This window comes from Marilutibacter aestuarii, from assembly GCF_006546775.1.
Taxonomy (GTDB): Bacteria; Pseudomonadota; Gammaproteobacteria; order Xanthomonadales; family Xanthomonadaceae; genus Marilutibacter; species Marilutibacter aestuarii.
Map to the genome: position 1 here is coordinate 1 of NZ_VICE01000113.1, position 12,858 is coordinate 12,858.

The 12,858-nt window shown below is 71.3% G+C and carries 10 protein-coding genes; 6 read left to right on the forward strand and 4 right to left on the reverse strand.

The window, feature by feature from the left end; translation table 11 throughout:
- Positions 1-17 precede the first annotated feature (17 nt).
- Positions 18-1,070, reverse strand: a complete 1,053-nt coding sequence (locus FKV25_RS12340) for an RNA polymerase sigma factor sigma-70 region 4 domain-containing protein (RefSeq protein WP_141519103.1) — start codon at positions 1,068-1,070, stop codon at positions 18-20.
- A 539-nt stretch (positions 1,071-1,609) separates the two neighbouring features.
- On the opposite strand from FKV25_RS12340, the gene FKV25_RS12345 reads away from it, so the two are divergent.
- Complete coding sequence (locus FKV25_RS12345; protein WP_141519104.1) at positions 1,610-3,898, forward strand: primosomal protein N'; 2,289 nt, start codon at positions 1,610-1,612, stop codon at positions 3,896-3,898.
- Positions 3,899-3,971: 73 nt separating this feature from the next.
- Complete coding sequence (locus FKV25_RS12350; RefSeq protein WP_141519105.1) at positions 3,972-4,631, forward strand: glutathione S-transferase family protein; 660 nt, start codon at positions 3,972-3,974, stop codon at positions 4,629-4,631.
- On the opposite strand, the gene FKV25_RS12355 is transcribed toward FKV25_RS12350, so the two are convergent.
- Together FKV25_RS12355 and FKV25_RS12360 are read right to left on the reverse strand one after the other, a co-directional pair.
- Complete coding sequence (locus FKV25_RS12355) at positions 4,589-6,601, reverse strand: alpha/beta hydrolase family protein (protein ID WP_141519106.1); 2,013 nt, start codon at positions 6,599-6,601, stop codon at positions 4,589-4,591. The genes FKV25_RS12350 and FKV25_RS12355 overlap by 43 nt on opposite strands.
- Before the next feature lie 97 nt (positions 6,602-6,698).
- A complete protein-coding gene (locus FKV25_RS12360) occupies positions 6,699-7,451 on the reverse strand; it encodes an NYN domain-containing protein (RefSeq protein WP_141519107.1) in 753 nt (250 codons plus the stop codon).
- Positions 7,452-7,567: 116 nt separating this feature from the next.
- On the opposite strand from FKV25_RS12360, the gene tal reads away from it, so the two are divergent.
- Together tal and FKV25_RS12370 are read left to right on the forward strand one after the other, a co-directional pair.
- On the forward strand, positions 7,568-8,536 hold the full coding sequence (gene tal, locus FKV25_RS12365; protein WP_141519108.1) for a transaldolase: 969 nt from the start codon (positions 7,568-7,570) through the stop codon (positions 8,534-8,536).
- On the forward strand, positions 8,533-9,858 hold the full coding sequence (locus FKV25_RS12370) for an MFS transporter (RefSeq protein WP_141519109.1): 1,326 nt from the start codon (positions 8,533-8,535) through the stop codon (positions 9,856-9,858). Before tal ends, FKV25_RS12370 begins: the two co-directional genes overlap by 4 nt.
- A gap of 12 nt (positions 9,859-9,870) precedes the next feature.
- On the opposite strand, the gene FKV25_RS12375 is transcribed toward FKV25_RS12370, so the two are convergent.
- Entirely contained in the window at positions 9,871-10,407 is a 537-nt protein-coding gene (locus tag FKV25_RS12375; RefSeq protein WP_141519110.1) for a GbsR/MarR family transcriptional regulator, read from the reverse strand.
- Positions 10,408-10,502: 95 nt separating this feature from the next.
- Here FKV25_RS12375 and FKV25_RS12380 point away from each other — a divergent pair, with 95 nt between their 5' ends.
- Both FKV25_RS12380 and FKV25_RS12385 read left to right on the forward strand, forming a co-directional pair.
- The gene (locus tag FKV25_RS12380; protein WP_141519111.1) at positions 10,503-11,486 is read left to right on the forward strand and encodes an NAD(P)H-binding protein; all 984 of its coding nucleotides are present in this window, start codon (positions 10,503-10,505) and stop codon (positions 11,484-11,486) included.
- Positions 11,483-12,757, forward strand: coding sequence for an NAD(P)/FAD-dependent oxidoreductase (locus tag FKV25_RS12385; protein ID WP_141519112.1), 1,275 nt, complete (start codon positions 11,483-11,485; stop codon positions 12,755-12,757). The genes FKV25_RS12380 and FKV25_RS12385 overlap by 4 nt, the downstream gene beginning before the upstream one ends.
- Positions 12,758-12,858: the final 101 nt, after the last annotated feature.

A 12,858-nucleotide genomic window follows, 5' to 3' on the forward strand; every position in this document is an offset into this window, starting at 1 on the left:
CCCGTCCCCTGGATGCGCTACAGCGCCGCATCGTCCTGGACCGTGTCATCGATGGGGCCCGGCGGGGTCTCCGCGGGCGGGTCGCCCGCCCCCTGATCGAACTCCAGTGGCGGCAGCATCGGGTCGGGCGTATCCGCGCCGTCGGCAACCAGCCAGCTGTAGAAGTCCATGGCGGTCGCCACTTCCGCGCCCCGGGGATCGGCGAGCAGGTCGAAGTCCGGGTGCAGCAGCAGGGCCGTCGTCGCGTCGTAGTGCGAGGCAGCAGCCTCCGCGGCGCCGAGCGGCTCGACCCGGACCTCGCCGACACCGGGCGCCGAACGCGCCCAGGAGCCCTTTGAGAGGCCAAGCGGATCGAATCCGGGGAATGGCCACCAGAACGTCGCGCCGAATGCGAGCACGCACAGGGTCAGCAGGGCCCACAACAGCCGCCTGAGGCCGACGTGGGGTCGCGCGGGCCCGCGCGCCTGCCGTGTTCCCGGCGGCCCAGCATCGGCGCCGTGGGCAGCCGGGGTAGCCGCGCCGGCGGGACGCTCGCCGCGCAAGGCCGATTCACGCACCCGCGCCAGGTGCGACATCCGCGGTGGGGGCAGCAGCCGGATCCGCATCTGCACCTCGTCGCGCAGGCGCTGCCAGGCCTCCTGCTGGCCGATGCCGCTGCCGTCCTCGGCAACGGCCCGGGCCAGCGCCAGGCGGTAGCCGGCGACGGTGACGCCCAGCACCTGCGCCGCCTCGTCTTCGGTCAGTCCGGCAGCGAGCCGCAACAGCACCGCCGCCCGCGGCCCGTTGCCCAGTTCAGCCAGGCGGTCGCTGGCCGCGAGCGGAATCGCCACGGCCACTCTCTGCTGCAGCGCCGGATTGGCCAGCAGGCCGGACCAGAAGCACAGGGGCCACTGGCTCATGGGCCGCCGGTCGGCTTCGGCGCGGAAGGCAAACAGGGCCGCTTCCACCGCCGTGTCGCCGGCCGCGGCGTCGCCGGCCTGCAGTTCGGCCAGTACCGCGGCACGCCGCTCCACCCCGCGCATGAACGCGGCCAGGGCGGCCGACGGGGTCGACTCCGGAACGTGGGTCATGGCGGGCACAGGGGCATCTGCGCATGATAGCCACGCCCCGCCGGGAACCGATCCCCGCGCCTTCGAAAAAATCCGCCGGCGGCGCTGTTCCGTGACTGCGTTGGCGCCGGATGCGGGTGGATCGCGCCCCGGAGCGGCCCGTCCAATTCAGTCTTGACAATCGCGCATTCCGTGCTCCGCCAAGTGTGACGGAGGTTCTGGCCGCAAATCGGTTGTGCACAGCAGTAAGAAAACCGTCACCCACCCATGCGTCCCATCCGCACGCGGCCTCATGTCACCGATGTTTCACGGTTAACGTATTGATTTCAATGCTTATTCATACGGTGGCTATTTTTTCGCCAAGCTGGCGTGAAGGCTTATTGCACCGGCGTTACGCCCCTCTGCCGACACGACATGCACAGAGTTATCCACAGTCGATGTGGATAAGGAAATTTCTTCTTTGCATCCGGTCACTTGCGTGATTTTCATCACATGACAGGCAACAATGACCTGCAACTGACCCCAGACCGCCCCAGCGGCGCTTCCCCTAGACTGGCGCGATGCACCCGCCCCCCGCCGACGCCCGCGCCGACGCGCCCCCCGGACCGGACGCCCTGGCCTGGCGGGTGGCCCTGCCGGTTCCCCTGCCCCGCCTGTTCGACTACCTGCCGCCCGCCAACGGCGCGGCCCTGGACGACCCGGTTGGCTGCCGGGTGCGGGTCCCGTTCGGGCGTTCGGGCGAGAAGGTCGGGGTGGTCGTCGCGACCGGACCGCTGGAGGCCGCGGTCGCCGAGCCCAAGCAGGTGATCGAGCGGCTCGACGCCGCCCCGTTGTTCCGCGACGAACTCTTTGCCTCCCTGCGCTGGCTGGCCCGCTACACCCACGCGCCGCTGGGCGAGGTCCTCGCCACCGCCCTGCCAGGCCCGCTGCGGCACGGCGAGGCGCTGCCCGACACCCGGACCTGGGCCTGGCGGCTGACCGAGGCCGGGGCCACGGCCCTGCCCGGCCTTCGCAAGGGCAAGCCGGCGCGCCTGGCCGCCCGCCTCCTTGGCGCACCCGACCCGGGCATCGGCGTGGACGAGGACCGCTTGGACGACGCGGCTGCGCCGGGTCATGTCGAGGGCTGGCGTGCCGCCGCGCGCAGTCTCGCCCAGCGGGGCTACGCCGAGCGCGTGGCGATCGCGTCGTCCTCCCTCGTCCCCGAGCCGGCGCCCGGACCCGCGCTCAATGCCGGGCAGCAGGCCGCGGTGGACGCGATCCTCGCCACCGGCGGCCGCTTCCACCCCTTCCTGCTGGACGGCGTGACCGGCAGCGGCAAGACCGAGGTCTACCTGCATGCGATCGCCGACTGCCTGGCGCGCGGCCGGCAGGCGCTGGTACTGGTCCCGGAGATCGGCCTCACCCCGCAGACACTGGCCCGCTTCCGCAGCCGCCTGGGCGTACCCGTGCACGCACTGCATTCCGGCCTGGCCGACGGTGAACGGGCGCGGGTCTGGGCGGCGGCCGCGCGCGGCGAGGCCCGCGTGGTGGTGGGCACGCGTTCGGCGATCTTCCTGCCCCTGCCGGACGCGGGCCTGATCGTCATCGACGAGGAGCACGACGGCAGCTTCAAGCAGCTCGACGGCATCCGCTACCACGCCCGCGACTTCGCCCTGGTGCGCGGCAAGGCGCTGGACGTGCCGGTCGTGCTCGGCAGTGCCACGCCCTCGCTGGAGTCGCTGCGCAACGCGCGCGCCGACCGCTACGCGCACCTGCGCCTGCGCGAGCGCGCCGGCAACGCCCGCCCGCCGAAGGTGCGGGTGATCGACGTGCGCAAGCGCCCGCTCGAAGCCGGCGTATCGCCGGAAATGTTCGCCGCCATCGGGCAGGCCCTCGAGGCAGGCGGCCAGGTGCTGGTGTTCAAGAACCGCCGCGGCTATGCCCCGGTGCTGCTGTGCCATGACTGCGGGTGGAGCGCGCAGTGTCCACGCTGCAGCACGCCCCTGCACGGCACCCCGATGACCGTGCATGCCGGCGGCCGGCGCCTGCAGTGCCACCACTGCGGCGCGCGCCAGCGCGTGCCCGACGCCTGCCCGGACTGCGGTGGCCTCGCGCTGCAGCCGCAGGGGGCCGGTACCGAACGCATCGAGGACGCGCTCAAGGCGCGCTTCCCCGACACCCCGGTGCTGCGCATCGACCGCGGCAGCACCCAGCGCCGCGATGCCATGGAACGCCTGCTGGCCGAGTTCGGGGATGCGCCCGGCATCCTGGTCGGCACCCAGATGCTGGCCAAGGGCCACGACATCGCCGGGCTGACCCTGGTCGCGGTGGTCGGCATCGACGAAGGCCTGTTCAGCGCCGACTTCCGTGCGCCCGAGAAGCTCGCCCAGCTGTTGATCCAGGTCGCCGGGCGCGCCGGGCGCGCCGAGCGCCCCGGCGAAGTCCTGCTGCAGACCCACCACCCCGGCCATCCCCTGCTGGAAACCCTGCTGGGCGGCGGCTACGGCGCCTTCGCCGACGCCGAGCTCCCGCAGCGCGAAGCGGCCGCATTCCCGCCCTTTTCGCACATGGCGATGCTGCGCGCGGAGGCGCGCCAGGTCGAGGTCGCCGAAGCGTTCCTGCGCATGGCGCGGGTGGCGTTCGAGGCCCGCATGCCGGATCCCGGCGACGGATTGTTCGAAGTGCAGGGACCGATCCCCGCGCCCATGCCGCGCCGTGCCGGCTACCAGCGCGTGCAGCTGCTGCTGTCGGCCGCGTCGCGGCGCGAGCTGCACGCCGTGCTCGATGCCGCCTTGCCGGCCATCCACGCCGCGCCGGAGGCGCGCAAGGTGCGCTGGTCGCTCGACGTCGACCCGATCGACCTGTACTGACGCCGCGGCGCGCCCGCGTGTCGATCCGGGCGCGCTCCGCCCGTCGTCAGGGCATACCCCCGGAGGCACGTCCATGACCCTGCAGCTCTACGCCCACCCGTTCTCGTCGTACTGCCAGAAAGCACTGGTCGCCCTGTACGAAAACGCCACGCCGTTCGAGTTCCGCATGCTGTCGCCCGAACATCCGTCGAACGTGCGCGAATTCGAGGCGCTGTGGCCGATCAGGCGCTTCCCGCTGCTGCGCGATGGTGCGCGGGTTGTGCAGGAGGCGACGATCATCATCGAGTACCTGCAGTTGCACCATCCCGGGCCGGTGGCGCTGCTGCCCGACGACGCCGGGCTCGCGCTGGAGGCACGGCGGCTGGACCGCTTCTTCGACAACTACGTGTCGACGCCGCAGCAGAAGCTGGTGTTCGACTGCATGCGCGCCGAATCCGACCGCGACCCGATGGGCGTCGCCGACGCGCGCCGCATGCTGGAGACCGCGTATCGCTGGCTGGACGGCGAGCTGGAGGGCCGCGAATGGGCGACCGGCGACCGCTTCACCCTGGCCGACTGCGCCGCGGCGCCCGCGCTGTTCTACGCCGACTGGTCGCACCCGATCGACCCGGCCTTCGAGCGCGTGCACGCCTACCGCCGGCGCCTGCTGGCCCGACCCTCGTTCGCCCGGGCGGTGGACGAGGCGCGGCCCTATCGCCCGCTGTTCCCGCTGGGCGCGCCCGACCGCGATTGAGCCTCCGCGACGCCCGCCGGGTCGGCCCTTTCGCCGCCGATGTGATCGGCGAGGAAGTCGAGAAGGCGCGCGTAGAACTCGCGACGGTGCGCATCGTCGACGAAGCCATGCCCCTCGCTGTCGTAGTAGAGGGTCTGCACGGGGACGTGGGCACGGCGAAGCGCGCGCTCCATCTGCTTGCTGTGCGAGAGCGGGGCGATCGGGTCGGCCCCGCCCGCGGCCAGGAAGACCGGCACCTTGATCGAGCTGGCCAGCGTCACCGGCGAGCGCGCCTCCAGGCTCGAGCGCGTGCCCATCCAATCGTTCGACCAGTGCCGGGCCCAGTCGGCATAGCGCGAGTTGCTCGCATGCTTGGCCTCCAGGTCGTATACGCCGACGTAGCCCGCCGCGCAGCGGTACAGGCCGGGTTCACGGGCCACGCCCATCAGTGCGGCATAGCCGCCATAACTGGCGCCATAGATGCATGTGCGCGCCGGGTCGGCGACGCCTTCGTCGATCGCCCACCGGGTGGCATCGGTGAGGTCGTCCTGCATGGTCCCGCCCCATTCGCGCGCGCCCAGTTCCCGGAAGGCCCGCCCGAAGTTGCCCGAGCCGCGAAAGTTCACCCGCAGCACGGCGTATCCCGCCGCGGCCAGGAGCTGGGTCTCGGCATCGTAGGTCCACTCGTCGAAGACGCCAAAGGGTCCACCGTGCGGAACGATCACCATCGGCAGGGCGCCCGCCTTCCAGCCGGGCGGTCGCGTCAGGTAGCCCTGCAGCGCCACGCCGTCGCGCGCGCGGAGTTCGATGCGTGCGGTCCGCGGCAAATCCTCGGGCGACAGCCACTCGTGGGACCGGAAGATGCCGTCGGCGCGACGCGCCGCCATGTCGAACAGCGCATGGTCGCCGCGCACGCGGTCGCTGCGCACGCGCAGCACGGCGAGGTTGCCGTCGCGGCTGAACGAGGTGAAGTCGATCGCCGAGCCCGGCATCGACTTCTCCAGCGCGCGATAGGTGCGCGCCATCGGCGAGGCTTCGTCGAAGAAGCGGTTGCGAACGCCATCGTCCATGTACTGCACGCCGATCGGCGTACGGCCGTCGCGATCGTAGAGCACGGCGTACGGATCGACATGGGCATCGCGCAGCAGCGGCTCGCGCTCGAGCGTCGCCAGGTCCAGCACTTCGATCGCATCGGGCCCGGAGCGCTGCTGCACGCGCAGGTAGGCGACGTCGCCCGCGGCGGACAGGCCGATCGCCGAGACGACTTCCCCGCTCGATTTTTCGTCGTTCACCAGTTGCCAGCCGGCATCGTCGTCGACCCGGTAGAACAGCTTGCTGTAGTTGCGCTCGTCGGCGCCTTCGGCGAAGCGCACGCGTGCGCTCGCGTCGACGGTGAAATGCGCGCGCGACACCGGCGCCGTCGCGACGACACGGGTCTGCCGGGTCTGCATGTGCAACCGCTCGACGCGGGTATGCGGCGTGCTGTTCAAGGGCGCCACCGCGACCAGGACCTCGCCGGGCGCATCGACCAGGGGATCGATCAGGGTGGCCATGTCGCGCCGTTGCGTGGCGGGCCCGTAGCGGTCGGTCATGCCGGGGTCGACCTGGCGGCCGAAGATGTTCCTCGCCTTGTTGCCCTCGACATCGAACACGTGCAGGTCGCCGGTCACGTACGGCATGGCCTCGCTGCCTTCGGTCTCGGCCATGGCGATGACCACCCGCGCATCGTCGATCCACCAGAAATCCGCCACCGTCGAGCCCGCGCCCCCCGTGGCCTTGGAGGCGAAGCTCCGCTCCTTGCGATCGATGATGACCATGCCGGTGCGATCGCCCATGGGCATGGTGGCGGCGTAGTGGCGCCCGTCGGGCGAGATCTTGATCGTGCCGAACGTGTCCCGGTGCAGGAACGCGTCCAGGTCCACGCCTGCGCGCGCCGTGGATACCGCCCACGCGCACCCCAGCACGCACAGTGCAATCGCCTTCAAACGCATTTCGTTCCCCTGTTCCGCCAGCCTTCGCCACGCCCCGCCGGCGCTCCTGCGCCGGGCGTCGCCAGACTAGCCGCCGGCCGGGGCGGCGTCGAGGGGCTCAGCCGCGCCTGGCGCCGCCCTTGCCGCCCTTGGGCTTGTCGCGGACCAGCACGACCTGGTTCTGGCGCTTCACCTCGAACAGGCCGATCGCTTCGATCAGGTCGCTGAGCTTGCGATAGCCGTAGTTGCGCGGGTCGAACGAGGCCTGGTTGCCGACCTGGCTGCCGACGGCGCCCAGGTGCGCCCAGCCGTCGTCCTCGGCGGCGGCGTCGACCGCGCTGCGCAGCATCTGCAGCAGGCGGGTGTCGCTGCGCAGGGCCTTGGCCGACATCGCCCGGCTGGCGGGTCCGCCGTTGTCGTCGGCGCCGCTCGCCTGGCCCAGGGCCTCGACGTAGGTGAACTTCGAGCAGGCGTTGACGAAGGGCTCGGGCGTCTGGCGGGCGCCGAAGCCGTAGACCTTCACGCCTTCGGTGAGGATGCGCATCACCAGCGGGGTGAAGTCGGCATCGGAGGAGACGATCGCGAAGGCGTCCAGGCGGCCGGCATACAGCAGGTCCATCGCGTCGATCACCATCGCCATGTCCGAGGCATTCTTGCCCTTGCTGTAGGCGAACTGCTGGATGGGCCGGATCGCGTACTCGTGCAGCACCGCCTCCCAGCCCTTCATCGCCGGGCTCTTCCAGTTGCCGTAGGCGCGGCGGACGTTGGCGGCGCCGTAGCGCGCGACCTCGGCCAGCACCACGTCGATCTTGGACGCGGGGGCATTGTCGGCGTCGATCAACAGGGCGATGCGCTTCTCGGGCTCGGCCATGCGGCCTCCATGGACGGGATCTGGCCCCGAGACTACCGCAGCCCCGTGCGGGACGGGTGCAGGACGTGTCATCCTCCATGTCCATACACCCCTCCACCGGTTCCGGACGCCCGACGATGACCTCAAAGCTCCAGCACCTGCGCGACCTGTCCGCCGTGGTCGCCGATACCGGCGACATCGAAGCGATCGCACGGTTCAAGCCCCTCGACGCCACGACCAATCCCTCGCTGCTGCTCAAGGCCGCCACCCTGCCGGCCTATGCGCCCCTGCTCGACCAGGCGCTGGACGCCGCGCGCGGCGACGACGCGGCCACGCGCATCGCCGACGCCGGCGACCGCCTGGCGGTGGCGATCGGCGGCGAGATCCTGAAGCTGGTCCCGGGCCGGGTGTCGACCGAGGTCGACGCCCGGCTGAGCTTCGACACCGAGGCCACGCTCGCGCAGGCGCGCAAGCTGGTCGCGCTGTATGCCGAGGCCGGCATCGGCCGCGAGCGCCTGCTGATCAAGATCGCGGCGAGCTGGGAGGGCATCCGTGCCGCCGAACGGCTCGAGCGCGAGGGGATCCACTGCAACCTCACCCTGCTGTTCTCGTTCGCGCAGGCCGTCGCCTGCGCCGAGGCGGGCGTGTTCCTGATCTCGCCCTTCGTCGGCCGCATCCTCGATTGGCACCTCGGCAACGGCATGGCACCGCCCGCGGACCCGGCCGACGACCCGGGCGTGCAGTCGGTGACGCGCATCTGGCAGTACTACAAGCGCCATGGCTACGACACCGTGGTGATGGGCGCGAGCTTCCGCAACACCGGGCAGGTGCTGGCACTGGCCGGCTGCGACCGCCTGACGATTTCGCCCGACCTGCTCGGCGAGCTGGACGCCGACGGCGGCGACGTGGCCCGCGCCCTGGTCGACGACGGCGCACGCGAGGCGCCGCCGGCGCGCCTGGACGAAGCGCGCTTCCGCTGGGCGCACAACGAGGACGCGATGGCCACCGACAAGCTCGCCGACGGCATTCGCCGCTTCGCCGCCGACCAGGTGCGGCTGGAGGCATTGCTCGGCCAGCGACTCGCCGCGGCCGCCCCGGTGGCATGAGCGGAACCACCGCCGGGCTGACGCCCGGCCAACGGCTGCGCAGCATCTTCTCCGGCTCGGTTGGCAACCTGGTCGAGTGGTACGACTGGTACACCTACGCCGCGTTCTCGCTGTACTTCGCGCATGTGTTCTTCCCCGACGGCGACCGCACCTCGCAGTTGCTCAAGACCGCGGCGATCTTCGCGGTCGGCTTCCTGATGCGGCCCCTGGGCGGCTGGCTGCTCGGCCGCTACGCGGACCGCCACGGGCGCAAGGCCGCGCTGTTGCTGTCGGTGCTGATGATGTGCGCCGGCTCGCTGATCATCACCTTCACACCGGGCTACGCCAGCATCGGTGTCGCCGCGCCGGCGCTGCTGGTGTTCGCGCGCCTGCTGCAGGGCCTCAGCGTCGGCGGCGAGTACGGCACCTCGTCCACCTACCTCAGCGAGATGGCGACGCGCGAGCATCGCGGCTTCTGGTCCAGCTTCCAGTACGTGACCCTGGTGCTGGGCCACCTGCTCGCCCTCGGCGTGCTGATCGTGCTGCAGCAGGTGTTCCTGACCGATGCGCAGCTGCGCGAATGGGGCTGGCGCATTCCCTTCGCGATCGGCGCGCTGGCCGCCATCAGTGCCGTCTGGCTGCGGCGCAACATGCTCGAGACCGAATCCTTCGAGCGCAGCGAAAGCACGCGCGCACCCAGCCACCAGGCCCGGCAGGGCACGCTGCGCGCCCTCATGCAGCATCCCCGCGCGGTGCTGACCGTCATCGGCCTGACCATGGGCGGGACGCTGGCGTTCTATACCTACACCACCTACATGCACAAGTTCCTGGTCAACAGCGCCGGGCTCGACAGCCGCACCGCCGCGCTGCTCAATGCGTCCACGCTGTTCGTCTACATGCTGATGCAGCCACTGGTCGGCGCGCTGTCCGATCGCATCGGCCGGCGCCCGATCCTGATTGCCTTCGGCGTGCTGGGGACCGCCTGCACGGTGCCGATCCTGGCCAGCCTGCAGGACGTGCACAGTGCCGGGCAGGCGTTCTGGCTGATCCTCGCCGCGCTGGCGATCGTCAGCGGCTACACCTCGATCAATGCCGTGGTGAAGGCCGAACTGTTCCCGGTGGAGGTCCGCGCGCTTGGCGTAGGCCTTCCTTATGCGCTGACCGTGTGCCTGTTCGGCGGGACGGCCGAATACGTGGCGCTGTGGTTCAAGCAGGCAGGGATGGAGCAGGGCTTCTACTGGTACGTGACGGCGTGCATTGCGGTCTCGCTGCTGGTCTACATCGCGATGCCCGACACCCGCGCCACCTCGAGGATCGATCGCGACGGCGTGCCGACTCCCTGACGCCTTCGCCGCTCAGCCGTCGCGCAGCAGCTTTTGGATGCGGCTGCCGAGCTTCATCACCTTCATCAGGGTCGCCGGCTCCAGCCGCAGCATCTCGTCGCCCCAGGCCGACAGCGCGCCCATCATCGCCAGGGTGTCGCGGATGCGCTCGCGCACCTCCGGAGGTTCGTCGGCGATTTCCGGCGAGGCCATGCACTCGCCAAGCATGGCGACGGTGGGGTCGAACTCGCGCGCCTTGCGCTCGCCGACCACGGTGCGGAACAGCGTCCACACGTCCTTGGAGGTCTCGAAATGGTCGCGGCGGTCGCCGAGCCGGTGCACGGTACGCACCAGGTTGTAGTTGAGCAGCTCGCGCAGGCTGGTGCTGACGTTGGAGCGGGCCACCCCCAGCACCTGGCTGATCTCCTCGGCATGCAGCGGCCGCGCCGACAGGAACAGCAAGGCATGGATCTGCGCGACGCTGCGATTGACGCCCCAGCGCGAGCCCATCTCGCCCCAGTGCAGGACGAAGCGTCGGGCGATCGGGGACAGGGACTCGGATTCGCTCATCAGGCTTGGGCACGGGACCCCAGGGGGCTTGGCTGGAGATTAGTTTCGTCATATATTTCTGTCAATACAGAAATAACAGACAAGGAAGCGCAGGCATGCGGGCTCCGATCGCCCCCCTCCCCGACGCGGGCCCCGCCCCGCCCCGCCATGTACTGGTCCTGGGCGGCGCCGGCTTCATCGGTCGCCATGTGGTGGCCGCACTGCTCGACCAGGGCCTGCAGGTCAGCATCGGCAGCCGACATCCGCTTCGGCGGCAGCGTGCCAGCGGCTCGGCGGCCGCCTTCCGCGGCCTGCGCATGGAGCGCATGACGGACCCGGATGCCTGGCGGGACGTGCTGGCCGACGTGGACACCGTGGTCAACTGCGTGGGCATCCTGCGGCCGCGCGGGGGCGAAACCTACGATCGGGTGCACCATCGCGCGCCTGCCGCGCTCGCCGCCGCGTGCGCCGCACGCGGGCTGCGCCTGGTCCACGTGTCGGCGCTCGGGCTCGATGGCCCCGTCCGCAGCGGCTTCCTGCGCTCCAAGCGCGACGGCGAGGCGGCGCTGCGCGCGAGCGGGGCCGACTGGCACATCGTGCGCCCCTCGCTGCTCGACGGCGAGGGCGGCTTTGGCGCGCGCTGGGTACGACGGGTGGCCCGCTGGCCGCTGCTGGTCCTGCCGGCCGATGCGGTCGGGCGCATCGCGGTGCTGGACGTGCGCGACCTGGGCGAGGCGATCGCGAACCTGGTGCGGGCCCCCGCAAGCGCCGGCATGGTGCGCGAACACGATCTCGGCGGCCTGCATGCCTGCACGCTGGGCGAGCACGTGGCGGCCATGCGTCGCCTGCACGACACGCGCCCCGCGCTGCAGCTGGCGGTCCCGGGCTGGCTGGCCCGCATCGCCAGCCATGCCTGCGACCTGCTGCACCTCACGCCGTTTTCCTATGGCCACTGGGAACTGCTGCGGCAGGACAACTGCCCCCGGCTCAACCGCCTGCCCATCCTCCTGGGCCGGCGCCCCCGTGTCGTCGGTCGTCCGCGGGCGGCGGGGGACCTGCCCGCGTTGCCGGCCCGACATGCCGCGCGGGGGCACGCATGAGCGCGGTGGCGCGCCCGCATGTCGTGGTCGTCGGTGGCGGCTTCGCCGGCCTGTGGGCGACCCGCGCACTCGCCCGCGACAAGGTCCGCGTCACCCTGGTCGACCGGCGCAACCACCACCTGTTCCAGCCGCTGCTCTACCAGGTCGCGACCGCTGGCCTCTCGGCGCCGGACATCGCCGCGCCACTGCGCCACATCCTGCGCCGGCAACGCAATGTCGAGGTGCGCCTGGGCGAGGTCACCGGCATCGATACCGACGCGCGCCGGCTCGCCCTGGCCGACGGCGACGACGTCGCCTACGACTACCTGGTGGTGGCCAGCGGCGCCACCCACGCCTACTTCGGCCACGACGACTGGGCGCCGCATGCCCCCGGCCTGAAATCGCTGGACGACGCGCTTGCGATCCGCCGACGGGTGCTGCTGGCCTTCGAACGGGCCGAGGCGGCCACCGATCCGGCCGAGCGCGCGGCCTGGCTCGACTTCGCCGTCGTGGGCGGCGGTCCGACCGGCGTCGAGCTGGCCGGCACCCTGGCGGAGATCGCCCGGCACACCCTGAAGGACGAGTTCCGCCACATCGATCCCGCCGGCGCGCGGGTGCGACTGATCGAAGCCGGCCCGCGGGTGCTCGCCAGCTTCCCCGAGTCGCTGTCGGCGCGGGCGCAGCGGCAGCTGGAGAAACTCGGGGTGGAAGTGGCCACCGGACGCGCGGTCGAGGCGATCGATGCCGGGGGCTACGTGCTCGGTGGCGAACGCGTGGCGGCGCGCACCGTGCTGTGGGCGGCGGGCGTGGCCGCCTCCCCGCTCGGTGCCCTGCTCGATGCACCCCGCGACCGCGCCGGCCGCGTCCAGGTCGAGTCCGACCTGTCGGTGCCCGGCGACCCGGACGTGTTCGTCGCCGGCGACCTCGCCAGCGTCCAGCAGGACGACGGCACGCCCGTGCCCGGCGTCGCGCCGGCCGCCAAACAGATGGGCGCGCACGTCGCCCGCGCGATCCGCGCGCGCATCGCCGGAAGCGCGACGCCGGCGTTCCGATATACCGACATGGGCAACCTCGCCACCATCGGGCGCATGGCCGCGGTGGTCGATGTCCACGGCCTGCGACTATCGGGCCTGCTGGCCTGGTGGTTCTGGCTGTGCGTGCACGTGATGTTCCTGATCGGCTTCCGCAACCGGCTCATCGTGCTCATCAACTGGGCCTGGGCCTACTGGAGCTACCAGCGCCACGCGCGGATCATCCTTGGGGGGAAAGCGGGAGCAGGGAATAGGGAATAGGGAATAGGGAATGGGGAATGGGGAATGGGGAATGGGGAATGGGGAATGGGGAATGGGGAATGGGGAATGGGGAATGGGGAATGGGGAATGGGGAATGGGGA